Annotated in this window: 20 protein-coding genes; 11 read left to right on the top strand and 9 right to left on the bottom strand. The window is 63.1% G+C overall.

Translation table 11 applies throughout. From position 1 onward, the window contains the following. Window positions 1–774 (bottom strand): ABC transporter ATP-binding protein, encoded by a 774-nt coding sequence (locus QM596_RS09410; protein ID WP_092763254.1) that lies wholly within the window; start codon window positions 772–774, stop codon window positions 1–3. 260 nt (window positions 775–1,034) lie between these two features. Here QM596_RS09410 and QM596_RS09405 point away from each other — a divergent pair, with 260 nt between their 5' ends. The 4 genes from QM596_RS09405 (at window position 1,035) to QM596_RS09390 (ending at window position 5,668) form a co-directional block, all read left to right on the top strand. Beyond that, window positions 1,035–2,597 (top strand): long-chain-fatty-acid--CoA ligase, encoded by a 1,563-nt coding sequence (locus QM596_RS09405; protein ID WP_283308735.1) that lies wholly within the window; start codon window positions 1,035–1,037, stop codon window positions 2,595–2,597. Window positions 2,598–2,619: 22 nt separating this feature from the next. Next, window positions 2,620–3,030, top strand: a complete 411-nt coding sequence (locus QM596_RS09400; protein WP_020970175.1) for a YchJ family protein — start codon at window positions 2,620–2,622, stop codon at window positions 3,028–3,030. Between the two features lie 56 nt (window positions 3,031–3,086). Beyond that, window positions 3,087–3,677 (top strand): AMIN-like domain-containing (lipo)protein, encoded by a 591-nt coding sequence (locus tag QM596_RS09395; RefSeq protein WP_283308733.1) that lies wholly within the window; start codon window positions 3,087–3,089, stop codon window positions 3,675–3,677. A gap of 92 nt (window positions 3,678–3,769) precedes the next feature. After that, entirely contained in the window at window positions 3,770–5,668 is a 1,899-nt protein-coding gene (locus QM596_RS09390; RefSeq protein WP_283308732.1) for an ABC transporter ATP-binding protein, read from the top strand. 102 nt (window positions 5,669–5,770) lie between these two features. On the opposite strand, the gene QM596_RS09385 is transcribed toward QM596_RS09390, so the two are convergent. Beyond that, complete coding sequence (locus tag QM596_RS09385; RefSeq protein ID WP_003945121.1) at window positions 5,771–7,546, bottom strand: DEAD/DEAH box helicase; 1,776 nt, start codon at window positions 7,544–7,546, stop codon at window positions 5,771–5,773. Window positions 7,547–7,648: 102 nt separating this feature from the next. On the opposite strand from QM596_RS09385, the gene QM596_RS09380 reads away from it, so the two are divergent. The 4 genes from QM596_RS09380 to QM596_RS09365 all read left to right on the top strand — a co-directional run bounded on the left by QM596_RS09380 (window position 7,649) and on the right by QM596_RS09365 (window position 11,910). Next, window positions 7,649–8,476, top strand: coding sequence for a carbon-nitrogen hydrolase family protein (locus QM596_RS09380; protein ID WP_060939475.1), 828 nt, complete (start codon window positions 7,649–7,651; stop codon window positions 8,474–8,476). 55 nt (window positions 8,477–8,531) lie between these two features. Beyond that, window positions 8,532–9,158: a phosphoribosyltransferase gene (locus tag QM596_RS09375; protein ID WP_283308731.1), complete on the top strand. Its 627-nt coding sequence runs from the start codon at window positions 8,532–8,534 to the stop codon at window positions 9,156–9,158. A gap of 126 nt (window positions 9,159–9,284) precedes the next feature. Next, window positions 9,285–9,983: a DUF8548 family protein gene (locus tag QM596_RS09370; RefSeq protein WP_283308730.1), complete on the top strand. Its 699-nt coding sequence runs from the start codon at window positions 9,285–9,287 to the stop codon at window positions 9,981–9,983. Window positions 9,984–10,122: 139 nt separating this feature from the next. After that, window positions 10,123–11,910: an AMP-dependent synthetase/ligase gene (locus tag QM596_RS09365; RefSeq protein WP_283308729.1), complete on the top strand. Its 1,788-nt coding sequence runs from the start codon at window positions 10,123–10,125 to the stop codon at window positions 11,908–11,910. Between the two features lie 56 nt (window positions 11,911–11,966). On the opposite strand, the gene QM596_RS09360 is transcribed toward QM596_RS09365, so the two are convergent. The 3 genes from QM596_RS09360 to QM596_RS09350 form a co-directional block, all read right to left on the bottom strand. After that, window positions 11,967–12,962, bottom strand: a complete 996-nt coding sequence (locus QM596_RS09360; RefSeq protein WP_283308788.1) for an NAD-dependent epimerase/dehydratase family protein — start codon at window positions 12,960–12,962, stop codon at window positions 11,967–11,969. Window positions 12,963–13,040: 78 nt separating this feature from the next. Then, on the bottom strand, window positions 13,041–14,411 hold the full coding sequence (locus QM596_RS09355) for an FAD-binding oxidoreductase (protein WP_283308728.1): 1,371 nt from the start codon (window positions 14,409–14,411) through the stop codon (window positions 13,041–13,043). After that, window positions 14,408–15,109, bottom strand: coding sequence for a FadR/GntR family transcriptional regulator (locus QM596_RS09350; protein ID WP_047888039.1), 702 nt, complete (start codon window positions 15,107–15,109; stop codon window positions 14,408–14,410). The genes QM596_RS09355 and QM596_RS09350 overlap by 4 nt, the downstream gene beginning before the upstream one ends. A gap of 92 nt (window positions 15,110–15,201) precedes the next feature. Between QM596_RS09350 and QM596_RS09345 the strand changes: the two genes are divergently transcribed. Continuing rightward, window positions 15,202–15,819: a cysteine hydrolase family protein gene (locus tag QM596_RS09345; RefSeq protein ID WP_042952418.1), complete on the top strand. Its 618-nt coding sequence runs from the start codon at window positions 15,202–15,204 to the stop codon at window positions 15,817–15,819. A 5-nt stretch (window positions 15,820–15,824) separates the two neighbouring features. Here the strand turns inward: QM596_RS09345 and QM596_RS09340 are convergent, their stop codons facing one another. Next, window positions 15,825–16,466 carry an alpha/beta hydrolase gene (locus QM596_RS09340; RefSeq protein WP_080910917.1) on the bottom strand — a complete coding sequence of 214 codons (642 nt, stop codon included), beginning with the start codon at window positions 16,464–16,466 and terminating at the stop codon, window positions 15,825–15,827. An 83-nt stretch (window positions 16,467–16,549) separates the two neighbouring features. On the opposite strand from QM596_RS09340, the gene QM596_RS09335 reads away from it, so the two are divergent. Further along, a complete protein-coding gene (locus QM596_RS09335) occupies window positions 16,550–19,993 on the top strand; it encodes a TM0106 family RecB-like putative nuclease (protein ID WP_283308725.1) in 3,444 nt (1,147 codons plus the stop codon). Between the two features lie 28 nt (window positions 19,994–20,021). Here the strand turns inward: QM596_RS09335 and QM596_RS09330 are convergent, their stop codons facing one another. Further along, window positions 20,022–21,197 carry an amino acid deaminase/aldolase gene (locus QM596_RS09330; RefSeq protein ID WP_020970184.1) on the bottom strand — a complete coding sequence of 392 codons (1,176 nt, stop codon included), beginning with the start codon at window positions 21,195–21,197 and terminating at the stop codon, window positions 20,022–20,024. A 70-nt stretch (window positions 21,198–21,267) separates the two neighbouring features. Beyond that, a complete protein-coding gene (locus QM596_RS09325; protein ID WP_020908434.1) occupies window positions 21,268–21,915 on the bottom strand; it encodes a TetR/AcrR family transcriptional regulator in 648 nt (215 codons plus the stop codon). Between the two features lie 78 nt (window positions 21,916–21,993). Between QM596_RS09325 and QM596_RS09320 the strand changes: the two genes are divergently transcribed. Continuing rightward, window positions 21,994–23,307, top strand: coding sequence for a D-arabinono-1,4-lactone oxidase (locus tag QM596_RS09320; RefSeq protein WP_080910913.1), 1,314 nt, complete (start codon window positions 21,994–21,996; stop codon window positions 23,305–23,307). Between the two features lie 3 nt (window positions 23,308–23,310). Here QM596_RS09320 and QM596_RS09315 read toward each other — a convergent pair whose 3' ends face one another. Beyond that, window positions 23,311–24,276, bottom strand: coding sequence for an adenosine deaminase (locus QM596_RS09315; protein ID WP_283308722.1), 966 nt, complete (start codon window positions 24,274–24,276; stop codon window positions 23,311–23,313). Window position 24,277: the final 1 nt, after the last annotated feature.

Here is a 24,277-nt window from a genome sequence, read left to right as displayed (position 1 = left end):
TCAAGCCCCGGCTTCCACGTTCACGACCGCCTGCGGAGCGTCCAGACGCTTCATCCGGTCGAGGACCGAATCCGCCGTAGGCTCGCGCAATTCGTCGACGATCTTGCCGTCCGCGAGGAACACCACCCGGTCGGCATACGCCGCTGCCCGCGGATCGTGCGTCACGATCACCACGGTCTGGTTGAACTCGTCGACGGCCGCCCGCAGGATCGAGAGCACCTCCCCGGAGGACTTCGAATCGAGGTTTCCGGTCGGCTCGTCGCCGAAGATGATCTCCGGCTGACCCGCCAGGGCACGCGCACACGCCACACGCTGCTGCTGACCACCCGAGAGCTCTCCCGGCCGGTGATCGAGGCGATCCCCGAGACCCAGCTTGGTCAGGACGCTGTTCAGCCAGGTCTGGTCCGCTTTGCGTCCCGCGATGTCGAGCGGCAACGTGATGTTCTCGAGCGCCGTCAGCGTCGGCACCAGGTTGAACGCCTGGAAAACGAAACCGATGCGATCGCGTCGTAATTGGGTCATCTGTTTGTCGGAAAGCGTCGTGAGTTCCGTGTCGCCGATGAGAACGGAACCCGAACTTGCGGAATCCAGACCGGCGAGGCAATGCATCAGCGTCGACTTACCGGAACCGGACGGCCCCATGATCGCCGTGAACTCACCGCGGGCGAAATCTGCGGACACCGAACTGAGTGCGTGCACCTGGGTATCTCCGGTGCCGTAGGTCTTGGACAGGCCGACTGCGCGGGCCGCGACATCCTGGGCGTGCGAACTCATGATCGCCTTTCCTGTTCACTTCGGTACTACTTGTGGGCGTGACGGGCGCCCGTGAAAACACGGACGCCCGCAATGGTTGGTTCCATCCTGTCGGGTGTCGGGCGCGCTCGCCATCGGGGACCACCCTGATATCTGCAGCCGAGCCGGTCAGGGTCGCGGGAATGTGCTCTTTCTGCTTGTGCGCATTGACGAGAAACAGCGATACGAAGACCGGGCGCACATTAACCTTGTGACACCAATCACACGAGAGAGGCGGCCGAATGTCCGACGCCACCGCTGGAATCATTTTCGATCGGCTAGAGCACTGGGCGACGGTCAAGCCTGATCAAACAGCGATGACCTTCCAAGGGACCGAATACACGTGGGCCCAGTGGCGAGACCGCATCTTGCGTATCGCCGCCGCCCTCGCTGAATCCGGCATCGGCGCCGGCGACACTGTCGCGTTCGTCGACAAGAATCATCTGTCCTGCCTCGAAGTCACCTACGCCGCCTCACTGCTCGGCGCCGCGAATGTCATTCCCAACTGGCGACTTTCGGGCGAAGAGCTGGATTACGTCCTCGCGGACTGTGGCGCTCGCATTCTGTTTGTCGGCAGCGAACTACTCCCCCAGATCGTCGCCATGCGCGACCGCTTGACGGCCGTCGAATCGATCTTCGCCGTCGGCGGGGAACACGACGAGTTCGAACCGTGGATCGACGAGGTCGCACCGCTGCACTCCCGCCCCGGGGTGAGCCCCGATGCCACCGCTCTGGTTCTCTACAGTTCCGGGACGACCGGTCGGCCCAAAGGCGTACAGCTCACGCATCGAAACCTGTTCGCGCACAGCAACAATGTGCTCGAAATCCTGCCGGCCCACGAGGATCACCGATTCTTGATCGCGATGCCGATGTTTCACGTCGGCGGAACGTGCTACGCCATCATGGCAATTCACACGGGTGGGCGCTGTTACTTCACGAGAGAAGCCGACGGACCGTCGATCTTCGCCGGTCTCGCCGCCGGAGCCAACATCGCCTTTCTCGTCCCACCGGTCATTGCCGGAGTCCTGGCCGCAGGCGAGCAGGCCGTCGCCGCCTTCAAGGCATTCAAACGCATTACCTACGGCGCCGCCCCCATGCCCCTTCCGTTGTTGCGAGCAGCACTCGCGGCTTGGCCGGACACCGAATTCGTCCAGGTCTACGGCATGACCGAAATGGCAGGTGTCATTACCGCGTTGATGCCGGACGTTCACCGCGACGAGTCGCAGGTCGAGCGCATGGCATCAGCAGGCACGGCGATCCCCGGCGTCGAGATGCGTGTGGTGGACCCCGTCACGCTCGAGGACGTGCCCACCGGAACGACCGGCGAACTGTGGTGGCGATCCGAACAGTGCACCCCCGGATACCTGGGCAAGCCCGAGGCGACGGCCGAAACGATTACCGCAGATGGGTGGCTGCGTAGCGGCGACATGGGCCGCGCCGACTCCGACGGCTTCGTCTTCATCGAGGACCGCCTCAAGGACATGATCATCACCGGCGGCGAGAACGTCTACTCCCCCGAGATCGAACGAGTACTGGTGGAGCATCCGGCAATCGCCGAGGTCGCGGTCATCGGCGTTCCCGACGACCGTTGGGGTGAAACCGTCAAGGCAGTCGTGGTTCTCACTGCCGAAGCGCAGATCGACGAAGCCGAACTGATCACCTACACACAGGAACGCCTCGCAAAGTTCAAGTGCCCGACCAGTATCGACGTCGTCGAGATCCTTCCCCGCAATCCCACCGGAAAGATCCTCAAGCGCGACCTCCGCAAACCGTACTGGGACAACCGCGAACACAAACTGGTCTGAGTTCGCGTGCTGTAATGGGGCGGTGACTTCGCGCCGCCCCACCACACCCAATCCGACCGATCCGTGCCCGTGCGGCAGCGGCAACGCGTTGGCCGAATGCTGCGGAAAGTACATCAGCGGCGAAGCGCACGCACCGACTGCCGAAACCCTGATGCGTTCGCGTTACACGGCCTTCGCTGTGATGGACGACGAATATCTCACGCAGACTTGGCATCCCGACCATCGCCCCACCGAACTCGATCTCGACCCCGACCAGACATGGCTCCGGTTGGAGATCCTGGACACCGAACGGGGCGGGCTGTTCGATTCCGACGGCGTCGTGGAATTTCGCGCTCACTACACATTCGGGCGCGAGCGGGGAATGCTCCACGAACGCAGTCGATTTGCGCGAACAGAGGGTAAGTGGCTCTATGTCGACGGCGATATCGGTTAGGTAACTGCGGGCACCGCCGCCGCGGATCCCGATAACGCGAGCCCTACGATCGAGTCATGACAACGAACCGGACGAGATCATTTGCCGCTGTCGCTGCCATCGCAGTGGGCGTGAGCCTGACTGCCTGTTCGCAGGACGCGGAGACCACTCCCACGGCAGCCACCTCGGCCGTCACCTCGACCTCGAGTGCAGCAGCGTCGACCACAGAACCAGTCCCGACGGACAGCTCCGACAAGACGTCGGCTGCGGGAACCGAATCCAAGCTCACCGTCGTCGACATCCGAGTGGGCGAGCACGACGGATTCGATCGCGTCGTCTACGAAATGGGCGGAACCGGCACACCCGGATGGCGCGTCAAGTACGTCGACGCGGCGACACAGGAAGGCAGCGGTAAGCCCGTGGACATCAAGGGTGCCGCAGTGATCCAGGTCCTGATCGACGGTTCCGCCTATCCCTTCGACAGCGGAGTCGAGCAGTACTCCGGCCCCAACCCGGTCCCCGGCGTCGGCGGAGTCGTGAACGAGGTCAACGGGTCCAACGTCTTCGAGGGAGTCACCCAGTCGTTCATCGGCGTGACCGAGAAGCAGCCGTTCACGGTCACGACGCTCAGCGACCCTCCGCGAGTGGTGGTCGACGTGGCCCGCTGAGGCCGCACTTGACCTGAAGTTTGGTTGAGGTTCTACCTTCGTGTCGTACCGGCCACGTAATCTTCGTGGCCGGCGACCGGAGGGGCGAAGTCATGAGTATGGAAGTCACCGCGTGGAACGCGATGTACAACGCGATGCACGCGCAAGAAGATCGACGCCCGTTCTCGAAGGCGACACTGAAGCGGATCGCGACGTTCGCAGTTCCACAGAAACGCAACCTCAGCTGGTACCTCGTACTGAGTGTCGTCACTGCTGCGCTTGCCGTGGCAACACCCGTCCTGGCCGGGCGCGTGGTCAACGCGATAGTCGGCGGCGACGCCGTCGACGTGGTCGTCAAACTTGCCGCCCTGATCGCACTGGTTGCACTTCTCGAAGCCGCTCTGGGCCTGTTGACCCGGTGGCTCTCGGCCAGCATCGGCGAAGACCTGATCCTGCATCTGCGCACCACCGTCTTCGATCACGTCCAGAAGATGCCCATCGCGTTCTTCACCAGAACTCGAACCGGAGCACTGGTCAGCCGTCTCAACAATGACGTCATCGGCGCTCAGCGCGCCTTCAGCGACACCTTGTCCGGAGTGGTCAGCAACCTGGTCACCCTGGTGATCACGCTGATCGTCATGCTCGGGATCTCCTGGCAGATCACCGTCCTCGCGCTGCTACTTCTCCCGATCTTCGTCATCCCCGCACGGCGCATGGGCGCAAAACTTGCAGCACTCAATCGTGAAGCAGCCAACCATAATTCGCTCATGAGCACCCAGATGACGGAGCGGTTCTCCGCTCCCGGCGCGACTCTGGTCAAGCTGTTCGGCCGCCCGTCGCAAGAGTCGGCGGAGTTCGCGGTTCGCGCCAGGCGTGTGCGCAACATCGGAGTCCGGACCGCAATGCTGCAGTCCGTCTTCGTCACAGCGCTGACCCTGGTCTCGGCCCTTGCTCTTGCCCTCGTCTACGGACTCGGCGGCTTCTACGCGCTGCGCGGACAATTGGACGCAGGCGCCGTCGTGGCGATGGCACTGTTGTTGACGCGGCTGTACTCACCGTTGACCGCACTGGCCAGCGCCCGGGTCGATGTCATGAGCGCCCTGGTCAGCTTCGAGCGGGTATTCGAGATTCTCGATCTGGCACCGCTCATCACCGAGAAGCCCGATGCACGCACGGTGCCGGATGGCCCGGTGTCCGTCGAGTTCAAGAACGTCACTTTTGCGTACCCATCCGCGGACAAGGTGTCACTAGCTTCTCTGGAGGAAGTCGCGATCCTCGACACCCGCGGCGGCGAGGACGTGTTGCACAACCTGTCGTTCCGCACCGAAGCAGGACAGATGGTCGCCCTGGTCGGCACGTCCGGTGCCGGAAAGTCGACCGTGGCGCAGATGATTCCCCGCCTCTACGACATCGACTCCGGTGCGGTCGAGTTGGGCGGCGTCGACGTCCGCGACCTCAGTGCCGATTCCATTCGCGAGACCGTCGGCATGGTCACGCAGGACGGGCACCTGTTCCACGAGAGCCTTCGATCCAACCTGCTCCTTGCGCGACCGGATGCCACCGAAGAAGATCTGCGCGAGGTTCTGGAGCGAGCACGGCTCACCGACCTGGTTGCGTCGCTGCCCGACGGACTGGAGACCGTGGTGGGTGAACGCGGTTACCGCCTCTCGGGCGGCGAGCGTCAACGCCTCACCATCGCACGACTGCTCCTGGCCCAGCCTCGCGTCGTCATCCTGGACGAGGCCACCGCGCATCTCGACTCGACGTCGGAAGCCGCGGTTCAGGAAGCACTCGGCGAAGCACTCGCCGGGCGGACTGCGGTGGTGATCGCTCACCGGTTGTCGACGATCCGTTCCGCCGACCTGATCCTTGTCGTCGAAGCAGGCCAGATCGTCGAGCGCGGCAACCATGAGGAACTGCTCGCGCACGGTGGCCGCTACGCCGAGTTGTACCGTACGCAGTTCGACACCAACGCCCGGAAGAACGGCGCCCTCGCACCGACGCCGATCTGATACCGCGCAGCGCCTTGCCCCCCACACACAGAAACAGGCGCTGTCCTCCTCGCGGAGGGCAGCGCCTGTTTCAGTCTTTATGTCAGTCGTTGAAGCTGTAGGTCAGTCATTGTAGCGATCGCGTCCGCCACCGCGGCGGTCGTCACGTCCACCGCGATCGTCCCGGCCACCACGGTCGCCACGGCCACTCGGACGTCCCTGCGGCGGGCCGAAATCAGGCTGCAGCTGGATCAGGACGCCGGAGATGCGTGTGCGACGCAAAGCTTCGAGAGTCTCGTTGGAGAGGTCGGCCGGCAGCTCGACGATGCTGTGATCCGGGCGAATGCTGATGTGCCCGAAGTCGCTTCGACGAAGTCCACCCTCGTTGGCGATGGCACCGACGATGGCACCCGGAACGACGCGGTGACGCTTGCCGACTGCAATGCGGTATGCAGCCAACTCCTGGCCCTCGGGTCCACGCGAGCGAGGAGCCGGGCCGTCGTCGAAACGACGAGGGGGACGCGGTTCACGCGGCTCGCGCTCACGGCGCGGCGGTGCCGGCGGCTCGGGAGAAAGCAAGAATGCTTCGCCGTCGCGCGACTGCAATGCCAGAGCGGCAGCAATGTCGATGAGCGGAACATCGTGTTCCTGGTCGTAGTCCTCGATCATCTTGCGGAACATCGCGAGATTCTCCGAGGCCAGGCTCTCGGTGATGGAGTCACCGAACTTGGCCACGCGCTGGGCGTTGACGTCGTCGACACTGGGAAGCTGCATCTCCGCAAGCGGCTGACGCGTCGCCTTCTCGATGGACTTGAGCAGATGACGCTCACGCGGAGCGACGAACAGCAACGCGTCACCCTGACGACCGGCGCGGCCGGTACGACCGATGCGGTGAACGTACGACTCCGTGTCATGCGGGATGTCGTAGTTGACGACGTGGGAGATTCGATCGACGTCGAGGCCTCGAGCGGCAACGTCGGTCGCGACAAGGATGTCGAGGGCGCCGTTCTTGAGCTGACCGATGGTCCGCTCACGCTGTGCCTGGACGATGTCGCCGTTGATCGCGGCGGCCGAGTGCCCGCGGGCCCGCAGCTTCTCCGCCAGGTCTTCGGTGGCCTGCTTGGTACGGACGAAGATGATCATCGCCTCGAATGCCTCGACCTCGAGGACTCGGGTCAGTGCATCGAGCTTGCGCTGATGAGCAACCTGAATGTAGCGCTGCGTGATGTTCGAGGCGGTCGACGTCTTGGACTTGACGGTGATCTCTACCGGATTGTTCAGGTACTGCTTCGAGATCCGGCGAATCGAGCCGGGCATCGTTGCGGAGAACAGGGCGACCTGCTTGTCGCCGGGGGTGTCGCGGAGGATGCGCTCGACGTCCTCCTGGAACCCCATCTTGAGCATCTCGTCGGCCTCGTCGAGAACGAGGTACTTGAGATTGGTCAGATCCAGGGTGCCCTTTTCGAGATGGTCGATGACACGACCCGGGGTACCGACGACGACGTGTGCGCCGCGGCGCAGGCCCGACAGCTGGACGCCGTAGCTCTGGCCACCGTAGATCGGCAGCACGTTGAGTCCGGGGATGTGCGCGGAGTACTTGCCGAATGCCTCGGCAACCTGAAGCGCCAGCTCACGCGTGGGAGCAAGCACCAGCGCCTGGGTCTGCTTGATCGACGTGTCGATCCGCGACAGGACTGGAACTGCGAAAGCTGCGGTCTTGCCGGTACCGGTCTGTGCGAGACCGACGACGTCCTTGCCTTCGAGCAGCGGCGGAATGGTGGCAGCCTGAATCGGCGAGGGCGACTCGTAGCCCACGTCTGACAGTGCCTTCAGTACCCGATCATCGATGTCGAGGTCGGCAAATGTTGGGGGTTCGGGGTCACGCTCAATATCACTCATTTGACCAGCAGTTTAGCGGATAGAGTATAGACACGACGACATACCGGGGGTGCATTTACGACAGATCCACCCTCCCAGCGGGTTTCGCCTAGCGTATGGAGCATGACCGAAGCCACCGTTGCCACCCCCGCCCAGACCGTTGTCGCGATTGCCCAATTCGCCCCGGGGACGGACAAGAAAGCCAACCTCGAATCACTGCGATCACTGGCTTCCGATGCAGCAGCACGGGGCGCGAAAGTTGTCGTGGCGCCGGAATACTCGATGTTCACCGCACCGAAGACGGATGAACGACTGATCGAGTCCGCGGAGGACCTGGACGGCGAATTCGGTTCGGCATTGGCGGCGGTCGCCGCGGAGTTCGGAATCTTCCTCGTAGCGGGAATGAACGAGCGGATCGACGACGTGAGCAGAATCTCCAACACCCTCGTCGCGATGGACCCGAACGGCGAACTGGTGGCGACCTACCGGAAGCTGCATCTCTACGACGCATTCGGTTACCAGGAGTCGGCCGTGATCCGTGCCGGCAACATCACGGAACCGCAGACTTTCGGGTGCGACGGCCTGACCTTCGGCCTCCAGACCTGCTACGACCTGCGCTTCCCGGAAGTCACCCGGCGCATCGTCGACGTCGGCGCGGACATCCTGCTCCTGCCCGCCCAGTGGGTGCCCGGGCCACTCAAGGAAGACCACTGGACCACTCTCGTACGCGCCCGGGCCATCGAGAACACGATGTACATCGCAGCGGCTGACCAGAGCGCGCGCGGCGGCGCGGGTGCCAGCATGATCGTCGACCCGATGGGCGTCGTGATGTGTTCACTGGGCGAGCAGGTCGGGGTTGCCGCCGCGACTGTTTCGGCCGCTCGCATCGCCGAAGTACGCGAGAAGAATCCCGCTCTCGCGCTGCGGAGGTTCACAGTCTCGTCGCGGTGACCTGCAGCGGGTAGCGTCGAACAGGTCGGGGTTCGAGCTTCTCGAGGACAACGCAGTGACCCAGTATCGGGATCGATCTTCCGCCGGCAAATTTCTGGCCGGGCGGCTCGAGTCTTTGCGTCTCGACAAGCCTGTCGTTCTCGGACTCCCACGCGGCGGAGTACCGGTCGCAGCCGAGGTGGCTGCGGCACTGAACGCTCCGCTGGACATTCTGGTGGTGCGCAAGCTCGGCAGTCCGTACAACCCGGAACTGGCGATGGGCGCCATCGGTGAGGGTGGCGTGCGGGTCCTCAATCACGACGTCATCGCAGCGGTTCGCGTCTCGAAAAGAGAACTCGCCGCCGTCGAACGCGACGAACGAACCGAATTGGAACGGCGAGCGCGGCTCCTGCGCGAGGGACGGACCCCGGTTTCCCTCCACGGATGCACCGCAGTGATCGTCGACGACGGAATGGCCACGGGTGCGAGTGCCGCCGTTGCCTGCCGCTGCGCGCGCACCGCGGGTGCTGCGTCCGTCATCGTCGCTGTCCCAGTTGCCTCCCCTGAAGCAATGAGAGTGATCGCGTGCTCAGCCGATCGGGTCGTCTGCCCCTTCGTTCCTGCCCTACTGGGCGGCGTCGGTGCTGCATTCGAGGACTTTCATCAACTCAGCGACGACGAAGTGCTGACCTTCCTCGCCTGAGAGGACGCCCCTCCAGCCTGAGCGCAGTCCAAGAGATCTCTGAGAATTTGTGATGTGTGCAACATTTCGCTCCTCGGTGCCGATAGCCCAAATGGAACAAAAAGAATTCGGCTTTCTGGAGGAACCGTGACCATCTCGTCCGATACCGTCGACGCCGTCGCAGCTGCGTGCCGTGACCGCCTGGGCGACCCTTCCGCCTGGGTTGCGTCAGACGCTTATCGACAGAGCCTCGCCCTGTGCATCATCGAATCCGTTCAGTCCACGTCGGGTCACAGCGAAGTGACCGTCGTAGATCGCTACCTGGCCTACCGGAAAGCCCGCGAAGACAAACCCGTCACGGACGGCGCACGCGAACTACTCCGCACCTTCGAGGAAGCCGGGAGTTCGGACCAGTGGGCAGGCAAGATCGGCTCGTACAAGCGTCGCTACACGGCGACGGGTGTCCCGATCGAGGCACGTCACATCCAACAGGTCGCCGAGAAACTCCATCACTTGCGGATCAACAGCGTCGAGGACCTGCTCTCTGCTGCCGATTCCGACAACGCTCTCGATGCGGTTCACCTTGCCTGGGTGGACGCCTGCGGAGACGGTTCCGAAGTGACCTGGGCACACCTGTTGATGTTGGCCGGAATTCCACACACCGATCTGGGTACCGCTGCCGACACGTTCATCAGCGCAACACTCGGCACCACCGAGTTGCCAGGAGACACCTCGGAGATCCTTGCAGCTACTGCAGAGCAACTCGGAGTGGATCCGGACCGATTGGACTACGCAATTCGCCGGTGGTTGTCCGTGCACGGCCGCATGCTCCAACACGTCGCCTGAGTACCTGTAAACAGGCGGTCACACTAAACTGCAGGTCAGCGCCCGACCAGTTCTACCGAATAGTAACGACAGTGCAAAATGACGACTAATGTGATGCAATGCACATCAGAAATGTCAGTAGTCACTGGAGGGGTCAATAGTGCGCGAGTTCTCAGTTCCACAGTCGTTCTCAATTCCGGAGAACGTATCCATGGCCGACTCCGTGTTCCGTCACGCCGAAGAAGACCCCACATTCGTGCCGTTCAAGAGGCCGTCGAACGGTGGATGGGTCGACGTCACTGCAGCTGAATTCGCGAAGCAGGTCTCCGCAGTTGCCAAGGGCCTGATCGCTTCGGGCGTCGAGCTCGGCGACCGCGTCGCTATCCTGTCAGCAACTCGCTACGAGTGGGTCGTTCTCGACTACGCCATCTGGACTGCCGGCGGATGCACCGTCGCGATCTACGAGACCTCCTCCCCTGATCAGGCGCAGTGGATCCTCGAGGATTCCGCGACAACACTTCTGGTCGTCGAAACAGCCGAGCACGCGGAGACTCACAAGGAAGTCACCGACGGTGCAGAAGCCCTCCGCGAGGTTCTGGTCATCGAGTCAGGTGCTATCGACGAGCTGTCCAGTCGCGGTTCGGCAATCACCGACGAAGAACTGCACACTCGTCGTCACCAGGTCACCGCTGCCTCGCCCGCGACCCTGATCTACACCTCCGGAACCACCGGACGCCCCAAGGGTGTCCAGCTGACGCACTCCAACTTCTACGCCGAGTCCAACGCCTGCCGCCTGGCGATGCCGGAGTCGATGGTCCCCGGCAAGAAGACGCTGATGTTCCTGCCGCTCGCCCACGTATTCGCGCGAGCGATCTCCTTCGGCGCTTTCGACGCCAAGGTCACCGTCGCCCACACGTCGGATCTGACGACGCTCCTCGAGCAGTTCGCCGGTTTCAAGCCCAACTTCATCCTCTCGGTACCGCGCGTGTTCGAGAAGGTGTACAACTCGGCTCGCCAGAAGGCAGTCGACGGCGGTAAGGGCAGCATCTTCGACAAGGCTGCCGCCACTGCCATCGAATACAGCGAGTCCCTCGAAAAGGGTGGACCCGGGCTGGCACTCAAGCTCAAGCATGCGGTATTCGACAAGCTCGTCTACTCGAAGTTGCGCGCAGCTCTGGGCGGCGAGTGCGAGCGTGCAGTCTCCGGTGGCGCAGCCCTCGGCGCGCGTCTCGGCCACTACTTCCGCGGCGTCGGCATCCCGATCTACGAGGGCTACGGACTCACCGAGACCAGCGCCGCAATCACCGTCAACACCTCGAGCGCGCAGCGCGTCGGCACCGTCGGCAAGCCGATCAACGGCCATGCAGCACGGATCGCCGAGGACGGCGAACTCCTCCTGCAGGGCCCGGTCGTCTTCGCCGGCTACTGGCACAACGACAAGGCGACGGCCGAATCGATCGTCGACGGCTGGTTCCACACCGGCGACCTCGGATCGATCGACAACGAGGGCTACGTCTCCATCACCGGGCGCAAGAAGGAAATCATCGTCACGGCCGGAGGTAAGAACGTCGCACCGGCAGGCCTCGAGGATTCCCTGCGTGCGCACGCTCTGATCAGCCAGTGCCTCGTCGTCGGCGACGGTCAGCCGTTCATCGGTGCACTGATCACCCTCGATCCGGAGACTCTGCCCGGTTGGGTCGAGCGCAACGGCCTGCCCGCCGGCACCGCGATCGCGGATCTGGTGAAGAACGCCGACCTGATCGCCGAGATCGACTCGGCCGTTGCCGACGCGAACAAGAAGGTCTCCAACCCCGAGCAGATCAAGAAGTACACGATCCTCGAGGTCGACTTCACCCAGGAGACCGGTGAATTGACGCCGACGCTCAAGCTCAAGCGCAACATCATTCACGAAGCTCACAAGACCAAGATCAGCGACCTGTACGCCTGATCGATCGTCTTTCACGAGTCTGGCCCGGTTCGAATGCGAACCGGGCCAGACTCGTTTCACTCACCGGCGGAGAGTAGTTCCTTTTCGATCTCGGATGGAAGGCCGTGCACCGCACGATCCTCCCGCTGGGTCGGCAGAGTTTCCCGTTGCATCCATTCCCAGGTATCGCGCACGGTGTCTTCGACGGGACGGCACCGCAACCCTGCCCGCGCCGCCTTGGCAGTGTCGGCTTCGAGGAAACCCGCGAACTCGCCCTCTTGCGGGACCCAACACGGCAGTTGTGTCCACGGTTGCACTCCCGCTGCTGCAAGTCGGTCCTCGTCGATCCACACCAACTCCGCACCCGAACCGGTGGCGTCCACGCACGCCTCGAGGAGCCCGGAGGTAGTGGTGTGCCCGGACGCACTGATGACGTCGTACGTCCCGCTGATTTCGGCCGCCAGTCCGGACAGGACAAACGATGCGATGTCGCGGGCATCGACGTACTGCAACGGTCTGGTCGGCGCTCCGGGAGCAACGACGCGTCCGCTCTCAGCGATGCGCTGCAACCACCACGGCAACCGCCCGATGTCCTCGTGCGGGCCGAGGATCAACCCTGCCCTCGCGAGCAGCGCGTCCGGGAAGGATTCCAGGACAGCGAGTTCGGCCCCGCGTTTGGCGGACGCGTAATCGCTGTAGTCATCGGACGTCGCAGATGCGGCAACCACCGGCGAGCCCTCGTCCACGTGCAAGCCCCATTGGTAGACGGATCCACTGGAGATGTATGCGTACCGGTCGACGTGACCGTGCAAGACGCGTGCATTCTCACCGACCACTCGGGGGCTACCCGACCAGGTGTCGACGACAAAATCCCATCGACGATCACCGAGCGCCTCAACCATCGCTCGCTGATCGGTGCGATCCGCGAACAGAACCTCCGCGGTAGGTGGTGGCGCTCCGGTGAGCCCCCGATGGAGCACTGTCACTTCCCAGCCCCGCGCCAGGGCGTCGTCGACGAGGGCACGGCCGAGGAACCGTGTTCCTCCGAGCATCAGCAGCTTCATGACGGCCATCGTCACTCGAAAAGCGTCGTGCAGCAACAAGTTCGTCTGGTAGCGCAATTTCCGACGAGTGAGGGTCGGACGAAGCGCTCAGATACCCCGTCCGGGATTGAGAATGCTCTTCGGATCGAATGCGGCCTTCACCGCAAGCATCAACTGGCGTTCGGTCTGGCCGACCATATCTGCCATGTACGGCGCTTTGAGAACCCCGATACCGTGTTCACCGCTGATCGTTCCGCCCAACGCCAGTGCGCCGGCAACGATATCGTCGAAAGCTCCGCGCGCACGATCCTGCGCTCCCGATTCGGCAGCGTCGAACACGATGGTCGGGTGAAGATTGCCGTCGGCGGCGTGGCCGAAGGTTCCGATCGTGACACCGTGGCGATCGGCCGCTTCACGAATGCATTCCAACATGGACGGCAACGCTGGCACCGGCACCGCGACGTCGTCGAGAAGTACCGTGCCCAACGCCTCGAGAGCTGGCAACGCCATCCGGCGGGCGGCAGTGAACTCTTCACCTTCCACGGGATCGTCGGTGTGGAAAACCTCTCGAGCCCCGGCACTTTCGCACGCCGCGGCGCAGTCCGCTGCCTCGGCGGCCGCCGACCTACCGTCGCACTGGATGAGCAGCATCGCCCCGGCCGATTCGTCCAACCCCATCTTCGTCAGCCGATTGACCGCGCCGATGGTGACGTCGTCCATCAACTCCATCTGACACGGTTCGGCCACTGCCGACACGGCGAGGACGGCATCGATCGCGGACTCCGCGGAATCGAAGAAGGCGACGACGGTGGTCGCCGCAGTGGGCGCCGTACGCAACCGCATCGTGGCTTCGACGATGACCGCGAGCGTTCCCTCCGAGCCCACGAGCAGATGTGTCAGGTCCAGCCCCGCAACATTTTTGCGCGTCCGTGCACCGGTACGGATCACACGCCCGTCGGCGAGTACCGCCGTCAGGGCCGCGACGTGATCACCGGTGACGCCGTACTTGGCGCAACAGATGCCGCCTGCATTTGTCGCCAGATTGCCGCCGATACTCGAGATGGCCCGGCTTCCCGGATCCGGTACGTACCAAAGACCCTGCTGTGCAGCAGCTTCCGCCAGGTCACCATTGATCACTCCGGGCTCCACCGTGGCGGTGCGCGCGGCAGGATCGATCTCGAGAATGCGATCCATGCCCGCGACGCTCAAGACGATGCACCCGTCGAGCGCATTGGCAGCGCCGGCCAACCCGGTACCTGCCCCTCGTGTCACCACCGGAACGGAGAGTTCGTGCGCCACTGTCATAACCGCGACGACGTCGTCGACCGTCTTCGCCTTGACCAGCGCGGCGGGCCTTCCGGCTGCAGTGAGCAGTGATTGATCCCGGACGTACGCGCCCATCCTGTCGGGATCGGTTGTCGCCCTGTCCCCCAGCGCTGTCTGCAAGCGTTCGCCCAACAGATCGATACTCGTGGTCATTCCGTTCGTCCTTCGTAGAATCCGCGCACATGGCGCTCGACCAAATCGGCGGCCTCGTCAGCTGCGCCGCGCTCGATCGCGTCGGCGATACCCTCGTGCTCGGCCAGCAGTGCGCCGAGCGTGGCCGCCGAGTTCTCGCGCGAGTCCAGTTCGCTCAGCAGGTAGCCGGCGATGCTGTCGCGGAGAACCGTCATGACCAACCCGAACGCCTTGTTCCCGCCCGCTCCGGCGAGCGCAACGTGAAAGTCGACGTCGGCGTCGTGGAATGCGACCGAGTCGTCGGCCCGGGTTGCGATGCGCATTCGCTCGATCGCAGCCCGGGCGTCGTCTGGCACGGCGGTGACGGTTCGTAGCGCAGCAGCTTCGAGCAGCACTCGCAATTCGACAAGATCGCCGAGCGGAACCGCGCCCACTTGCAGTGCCGTACTGAGAGCGGTGGCCGCAGAATCGGCCGTGTGCTCGTGCGTCACCCGAGGCCTGGCAGTAGAAGTGGTGTCCGCGCCGGTCAACAATCCCTGTGCTTGCAGGACACGAAGTGCCTCGCGCACCGTCGATCGACCCACCGAGAAGGTCTGCGCGAGTTCCTGTTCGGTCGGCAACGCCTCGCCGACGGGAAGCGAGCCGTCGAGTATGGCAGCACGGATTCTTCCCGACACGGCAAGGCTGAGCGGCATGCGCGACAACGGAGTCGTATCCATGCCGCGACGCTACCACCCCTTGCCTGCTTGTCTGACAAACTGTTTAATTGAGGAGATTCGTGACCCGGACCACAACAGACAAGGTGTCGACCATGACCGACAAGCTCGAATTGGATCCAGCAACCACAGCCGTCGTGCTCATCGAGTACCAGAACGACTTCACCACCGAGGGCGGTGTTCTTCACGAGGCCGTCGCTCCGGTCATGGAATCGAACGGACTCCTCGCGAACACCACTGCGCTGGTCGATGCGGCTCGGGCGGCAGGTGTCACCGTGATGCACGCACCGATCACCTTCGCCGAGGGATACAACGAAATCACCTCGCATCCGTACGGCATCCTCAAGGGCGTCGTCGACGGCAAGGCTTTCGTGAAGGGTTCCTGGGGAGCTGCGATCGTCGACGAACTCGCCCCGAAAAACGGCGACATCGTCATCGAGGGCAAGCGCGGACTCGACACTTTTGCCAGCACAAACCTCGATTTCATTCTGCGCAGCAAAGGAATTCGCACGATCGTTCTCGGCGGCTTCCTGACCAACTGCTGCGTCGAATCGACCATGCGCACCGGATACGAGAACGGTTACCGGGTCATCACACTCACCGATTGCGTGGCAGGCACCTCGGTCGCCGAACACGAGAACGCAATCACCTACGACTACCCGATGTTCTCGCACCCCGTCACGTCGAAAGAGGTGCTCGGCGCGCTCTCCTGAGAGGACTACCTGGAATGCGCGAGAAGGAATTCACGGCTGACGTTGGTGACACTGGCGTGAACCTTCTCGTGCAGCAGGTCGTGACCGGCGTCCTCGAACTCGCGCATCTCGACGTTGCGCAGCGTCCGCGCCCAATCCCGGACGGGATCGACCGGGGCGATCCGGTCGTCGGTACCGTGAACGACCAGGACTGGGATGCCCGCGTCGGAGAGTTCCGCCCACCCGTGTTGCTCCACCGCGCTGCGCGGAATGCCGCACAACACCGCGGACGCGAATTCGTGATCGCGATGAGCCAGCACCGTCAGCGCAGTCACAGCACCTAACGAATGACCCATCACCGCCTGCGGAACGTCGGGCAGTTCCGCCAAGGCGATGTCAGCCAGCGCGGCTGCATCGGCAGCAAGATCGGAGAGCGGAGCCCCGACTCCCGGATCACCCTCCGACAAACCGTGCCCGGTGTGATCGATCGCCCACACGTCAATCCCCGACGCCGTCATTGCGCCCGCGAAACGGTGATACTGCCCGCTGTGCTGACCGAGGCCGTGCAGAAAGACCAAAGACACAGTGGGCACTGCGCCCCCTGCCGCCGGCCAATGCCGAAAGTGCACCTGACCGGTTCGTCCGTCGAAGAAGGGCATGCTCGTCATTCTGCACTCTCCTACGGGTATCCGCGGGCGGTGGGCGATTACTGGTGGGTTGCCTTGTCGGTGAGCGATGGCACAATCTCCGTGTGTTCCTACTCGATGATCAGATCGTCTACAGCGCCAGCGACCTCTCGGCCGCGGCCTCGTGCGAGTTCGCACTGTTGCGACAACTCGACGCCCGAACCGGTCTGATCTCAGCCGAGGCGGCCGAGGCGGATCCGATGCTCGAGCGGACGTCGAGCCTCGGCGACTCGCACGAGCGCGAACAGCTTCAGAAGTTCATCGATCAACACGGAGACGGCGTCGTCGTCATGCCGCGACCGGAACACTCACGCGCAGGCCTGACCGCCGCCACGTTGGCCACCGTCGAGGCAGCCCGATCGGGCGCGCCAGTCATCTATCAGGGAACCTTTTTCGACGGCCGATTCCTCGGGTTCTGCGATTTCCTCGTCCGCGAAGGCAACACCTACGCGGTCTACGACAGCAAGCTCTCCCGGCACGCCAAGGTGTCGGCACTTCTACAACTCGCCGCATACGCGGATGCGTTGGAGCGCAATGCAATTGCCGCCTCCGATCAGGTTCATCTACTGCTCGGCGACGGCAGCACGTCGTCGCACGACATCGGAGACATCGCGCCGGTATTCGCAGCACGCAGAGCTGAACTCGAACGAGTCCTCGACGAGCACCGTGCTGAGGGGAAACCGACACAGTGGCTCGACGATCGGTACCTGCGTTGTGGTCGATGCGACACCTGCAGCGTCGAAGTCGAAAGCCATCGGGACCTGCTGCTGGTTGCGGGCGTCCGCGGCAATCAGCGTGAACAACTGATCGTCTCGGGGATCACGACAATTGACGAACTCGCCGCGAGCACCGGCCCTGTCGAGGGAATTCGACGGGAAACACTCGACAAACTCCGTGCACAGGCCGCGGTTCAACTTCGTCAGGAACAATCCGGCGACGCCGAATTCGAGGTCTACGAACCCTCGGCGCTCGGAGGACTACCCGTCCCCGACGACGGCGACATCTTCTTCGACTTCGAGGGCGATCCGCTCTGGGCCGAGGACGGATCCACCGACTGGGGGTTGGAATACCTTTTCGGTGTGGTCGAAGGACCGGCGGACGACTACGTGTTCAAGCCGTTCTGGGCACACGATCGCGACGGTGAACGCCAGGCACTCCTCGACTTCCTCGACTACGTCACCGCGCGCCGAGAAGCTCACCCCGGCATGCACATCTATCACTACGCCGCGTACGAGAAATCGGCGCTGTTGCGCTTGGCCGCACGTCACGGTGTCGGCGAGCAAACGGTGGACACGCTGCTCAGCGAGAACGTGCTCGTGGACCTGTACCCGATCGTCCGTGCCTGCCTGCGGATCGGACAACGCTCGTACAGCATCAAGAAACTCGAGCCGCTATACATGGGTGAGCACGGCCGCGACGGCGACGTGACCAATGCCGCCGCTTCGGTTGTCGCTTATGCCGACTACTGCCAATTGCGCGACGGCGGACAAGCCGACCAGGCCAGGGAACTTCTTCAGGGCATCTCCGACTACAACGAATACGACTGCGAATCCACTCTGCGCCTGCGCGATTGGCTTGCCGAGCGCGCCGCAGAACACGGCGTCGAACTTCGTGAGCCGACCGGGCAGATCAAGATTCCACTCGAGGAGCTCACCGAATCGGAGATCGCGCTCCGCGAATTCGCAGGACACAAGGCAGGTTCGGCGCGTACCCCCGATCAGCAGGCAGCTGCTCTACTGGCTGCTGCGGTGGGGTACCACAATCGTGAGCGGAAGCCGTACTGGTGGGCCCACTTCGACCGATTGGTCACACCGATCGAAGACCTGGTGGACATCCGCGACGTCATGGTGGTCGAACAGTCCGAAATCGAGGCGGACTGGCACAAGAGCACCCCACGTCAGAAGAAGTTCCGTCGACACATTCAGCTGACCGGAAGTTTCGGCACCGGAACGTCTTTGAGCCCGGGCAGTGATCTGTTCGCTCTCTACGCAACCCCCTCCCCCGATGCTGTTGCCAGCGAGAACCCCACCCAACGCGGCACCAGCAGCGTCAAGGTCACGGCCGTGGTCAAGTCCGAAGGACTCGACGTGGTCACCGTCGAAGAACTGCTCGGCGGTGACGAATACCTCGATGCTCCAGTCGCATTGGCACCTGGTCGTCCGATTCCCACCGGACGCATGGAGAAGTCCATCGCCGCTGCCGCATCCGGCGCCAGCGAGATCCTGCCCGAACTGCCACCCGTAGCAGCGGTCGACATTCTCCGGCGCAGCACCCCGAGGACACGCTCGGGTTCACCGCTCCCGCCCGTCGGCACCGACAACAACTACGCGGACGCCATCACCGCCGCACTTCTCGACCTCGATGATTCCTACGTGGCAGTACAGGGTCCCCCTGGTACGGGCAAGACCTACACGGGTGCTCGTGTCGTCAAGACACTGATCGAACAACATCAGTGGCGAATCGGAGTGGTGGCTCAATCACATTCGGTGGTCGAGAACATGCTCGGCGGCATTCTGAAGGCCGGAGTGGACCCTGCGCTGGTCGCGAAGAAGGGCAGCCGCAGCAAGACCGCAGAATGGCAGGACATCGCTTCCGAAGAATATGCGGGATTCATCGCAGAGGCCGAAGGCGTCGGCTGCGTCATCGGCGGCACTGCGTGGGACTTCGCGAACACCGATCGTGTTCCAGCGGGCAGCTTGGACCTGCTCGTGGTGGATGAGGCGGGCCAGTTCGCGCTCGCCAACACCATTGCCGTCGCGATTTCCGCGCGAAACCTGTTGCTGCTGGGCGATCCGCAGCAGTTGCCGCAGGTGAGCCAAGGTACTCACCCCGAACCTGTCGACGAATCGGCGCTCGGTTGGCTCGCCGAGGGACACGGCGCACTGCCACCCGAACTCGGCTACTTCCTCGAGAAGACTTGGCGGATGCACCCGGATCTGTGTGCGCCCGTGTCCGCATTGTCGTACGAGGGCAAGCTGCATTCCCAGGAAACCGTGAGTGCGGCAAGAAAACTCGACGGACTCGCTGCCGGAGTGCACACGGTGTTCGTCGATCACCGCGGCAATTCCACGTACTCCCCGGAAGAGTCGCAGGAAATCGTTCGCCAGATCCAGGGCCTTCTCGGTACGCCATGGACCGATCCGAGCGAGTTCGAGGGAACCCGGCCCCTGGAGCAGTCGGACATCCTCGTGGTCGCGGCATACAACGCCCAGGTCGGTACCGTTGAGCGCGATCTCACCGAAGCCGGTCTCACGGAGGTCGAGGTCGGGACCGTCGACAAGTTCCAGGGCCGCGAGGCCGCGGTGGCAATCGTGTCGATGGCCGCATCTGCCGTCGAGGACGTCCCGCGAGGAATGTCGTTCCTCCTGTCGCGGAACCGCCTCAATGTTGCTGTCTCCCGCGGCAAGTGGTGCGCGATCATCGTCCGATCACACGCGTTGACGCAGTACATGCCGAGCACGCCCGCAGGGTTGGTGGAGCTGGGCGCGTTCATGAGGTTGACGAGCTAGCCAAATATTTTCACACCCAAAGCCTGTCCTACCCGAAACACTGCCCTTCGCCGCGGTAGGTGGGAACCGAGGTTCGGGTGCCGTCGGCTTCGACCACATACACGCGGTCGAAGCGCTCGCACAGCTCGCCGGCCTTGGCGTGACGGAACCATACGCGGTCGCCGATCGCGATGTTTCCGGCTTCCTTCCCGGTGACCGGCGTCTGGACTTCGCCGGCACCTTCGTTGCGGAGCAGTTTGAGACCAGCGGGCCAGACCGGTGACGGAACGCGGGTGGCTCCGGCAGGTCCCGACGCGATGTATCCGCCGCCGAACAGGGTCGTGACGGACGGCGTCGGCTTGCGCACGGCCGACAGTGCGAAGAACAGCGCCGGATCGGGACGGAAGGCGCGGTAGCGGTCGAACAGGGTCGGTACGTACAGTCCGGAGCCTGCTGTTACCTCGGTCACCACAGGATCGGCCGAGCTGACCTCCAGCGATCCCGTACCGCCGCTGTTGACGATCTCGAGTGCACCCACGGCATCGGTGACGGCCGCGACCACAGCGCCCCTTCTGGACGCCAGTTCGCGGGCAGAGGCCTTCTTGACCCAACCGATCGGAGCGCTGGTGTCCGGGAGGCCGGCGATCTGGGCTTCGTAGAACATCACTCCGACGACGGAGAATCCGCGCTGACGAGCACGCGCCGCGAGTGCGGCGACCGCGGCAGGTTCGCGCAGCGGCGAGCGTCGTACGCCTAGATGGATCGGACCGATCCGCAGTGACGCATCGACGTCGAGACATACCCGGACAGGCGCATCTCCCGTCGACGCCGAACGAATGAGATCCAACTGCGCATCGTCGTCGACCATCAAGGTGATCGATTGGAGGGCGGTGTCATCGGCAGCGAGATCCGCGATGGCGCCACGATCGGCGGTCGGGTATCCCATCAGGATGTCCCGTGCGCCGAGCCCGACCAGCCACAGAGCCTCGCGCAGTGAGTACGCCATGATTCCGCGGAACCCGCCGGATGCAGTCAGTGTGTCACCGAGAGTTTCAGTCAGAACCGTACGACAACGAACCGATTTGCTCGCCACTCGCACCGGGGTTCCACCGGCGCGGCGCACCAGGTCGGCTGCATTACTGCGCAGTGTGGTCAGATCCAGAGCAGCCAGAGGCGGGTCGAGTTCTCGCGTGGCAGCAGTGAGTCGATCGAGGGTCCTGGTCACAGATGATCCAATCGTCGCGGCGTGCGACCAGTCAATCACCAATCCTGGACGTATGTCCAGGATGGCGGTTCTACTGAGGCGCGACCACTGCTTTATTGGCGATTACCTGAACCATTTCTCCGAACTCGGCGATAGTCGCGTCGGAGTCACGATCGACCAGCCATCGCAGAACAAGGCCGTCGATCATTGCAAGACTCAGTCGCGCAATCGAACTCAACGGCTCCGTCCACACCGTGCCCGATATCTTGGCGCACTCTTCGAGAAACGACACCGCGAGCTCATCCATGATTCGGTACTGCTCAAATGCAACTGCCCCAGCACGTTCGGCTCCGAGATTGCGACTACGCAGTGCCTGCGCGGTAATTTCGTAGGTCAACAACTGGCGATCCGGGGTTGCTTCGATGGTCGGCCACATTCCGGTCAGGCCGATATGCAGCAATTCCCTGAGCCCCTGCACGCCACTGAGATCCGGCGCATGGCGGACCTGCGCGAACGCATACTGCATCGACGCGCTGAGCTGCAGAATGAGCGTTTCACCCATTGCCGCGATCAGCGCTTCCTTGCTCTCGAAGCAGTAATGAACGACGCCGAGCGATACGCCGGCCTCCTCTGCCACCGCCCTTACCGTCACAGAACTGACACCGCGCTGTTCCGCAATAGACAAAGCGGACTCGACCAATTGTGTGCGGCGTTCGTCCGCCGGAAGCCTGTTCAGCATCCAATGATCGTAGAACGCAAATGACAAAATCTTCGCGCAATACTTGCCTGGACGACCGTCCAAGTACATTATTGCGTAATGGCTTCGGACACTTGGCAGAACTGGGCGGGCACTCAAAGTGCCGCGCCGCGTCGCTTTGCGACGCCGACAAATACCCGTGAACTTTCGTCGTTGGTCGCCGAGGCCGCGGCGCGCGGCCAACGTGTGAAGGCCGTCGGCGCCGGCCATTCGTTCACCGGTGTCGCGGTCACCGACGGTATCCTCGTCAGCCTGGACAACTTGAGCGGAATCGACTCGATCACGCCGACCGACGACGGTGCGCTGGTCACTGTTTTTGCAGGCACTCGCCTTCATGCTCTCAACGAGGCCTTGTGGCAACGCGGATATGCGATGGCCAATCTCGGTGACATCGACGTCCAGTCACTGGCCGGCGCGACGTCCACCGGCACACACGGCACCGGCGCACGATTCGGCGGTATCGCCACACAGATTCGCGGAATCGAGATCGTTCTCGCCGACGGATCCGTCGTTACCGCAAGCGCTGACGAAAACGTCGAATTGTTCGAAGCAGGCCGCCTCGGATTGGGCGCAATCGGCATCATTTCGAAGATCACTCTCGCCTGCGTCCCGCGATTCACACTTCGCGCAATCGAGGAACCCGACACGCTGTCTCACATACTGGACACCCTCGAGAGCGATCGTCTGGGCTTGGACCACTTCGAGTTCTACTGGTTTCCCCACACCGACCGTGTCCTGACGAAGAGCAATACGCGACTGCCCGGAGATACCGAACCCGATCCAGTGGGCAAGGTCCGCGCGTTCGTCGACGACGAACTCCTCTCGAACACACTCTTCGAAGGTGTCAACCGCGTTGCCACCCTGGCACCGGCCGCGATCCCGAGAATCAACAACGTGTCGTCTCGATTGCTCGGCGCCCGGGAGTTCACCGATCGCAGCTACCGAGTATTCGCGTCTTCGCGCCGGGTGAAGTTCAAGGAGATGGAATACGCGATTCCCCGCGAACACGTCACCGAGACACTCCACGAAATCGACCGCTGGATGAAGAAGTCCGGAACTAACGTCGCGTTCCCCGTCGAAGTACGTTTTGCTGCCGCCGACGACCTCTGGCTCTCGACTGCTCACGGACGCGACACCGCATACATCGCCGTACACCAGTACCACCGACGACCCGAAACCGAATACTTCGCCGCAGTGGAAGCCATCGCCCGCGCCGTCGACGGCCGGCCGCATTGGGGAAAAATGCACAACCGGACCGTCGACGACCTGCGTCCTACGTACGACCGACTCGACGACTTTGTCGCCGTGAGAGACAAGTACGACGCGAATCGTGTGTTCGACAACGAATACTTGCGTCAGGTACTCGGCGACTGACGGTCAGCGCCGCAGCAGTTCCGCTTTTCGTGCATCGCTCGCAAACGAGGCTTTGATCGAGTTCCGGGCGAGGGTGTCTCGCTCGGCCTCGGTCAGACCCAAGGCTCGGCCCACTTCGGTGAAATTGTCGTCGACGTATCCCCCGAAGTAGGCCGGGTCGTCGGAGTTGACCGTGACGATCAAACCCATCTCGAGCATCGATCGAAGCGGATGATCCGACAGCGAATCGAACACCCGCAGACGAACGTTCGACAACGGGCAGACCGTCAGTGGAATCTCCTCGTCGACCAGACGCTCGATCAGGGCAGGATCCTCGAGTGCCCGGACTCCGTGGTCGATCCGCTCGGCGCCGAGAATGTCGAGTGCCTGCCAGATGTACTCGGGCGGTCCCTCTTCACCGGCGTGAGCGACAACGTGCAAACCCTCGGCACGCGCACGGGCGAACACGTCCTCGAACAGTGACGGTGGGTTGCCTACCTCTGCGGAGTCGAGTCCGAGCCCGACGATCGGAGCCTGCAGGCGAATTATCTCGGAGAAGATCTCCTCGGCGTCCTTGACGGGCTGATCTCGGAGGATGGCGGCGATTGCCGCGCTGCTGAGCCCGAACTCGCGCTCGCTCGATGCCACCGCATCCATGATCCCGTCCAGGACCTCGGTCAGCGGAACACCACGGACTACGTGCGCCTGTGGATTGAAGAAGAACTCGGCATGCGCGACGCCGGCCGCAGCCGCCCGGCGGAAGTACGCTCGCGTCAGGTCGGCAAAATCCTCCGCGGTGCGCAGGACGGCCATGTTGGCGAAGTAGAGATCGAGGAACGACTGCAAGTCGGTGAACTCGTACCTCGACTTCAGATCGTCGATGTCCTTGTACGGCAGATCCATTCGATTGCGCTCGGCAAGTCGGTAAATCTGTTCGGGCTCCAGAGAACCCTCGATGTGCATGTGCAGTTCTGCGACAGGTGTAGCCATG

Origin of the sequence: Rhodococcus sp. IEGM 1406, assembly GCF_030056745.1 — a bacterium.
GTDB classification, from domain to species: Bacteria; Actinomycetota; Actinomycetes; order Mycobacteriales; family Mycobacteriaceae; genus Rhodococcus_F; species Rhodococcus_F erythropolis.
This window is presented reverse-complemented; position numbering and strand designations above follow the sequence as displayed.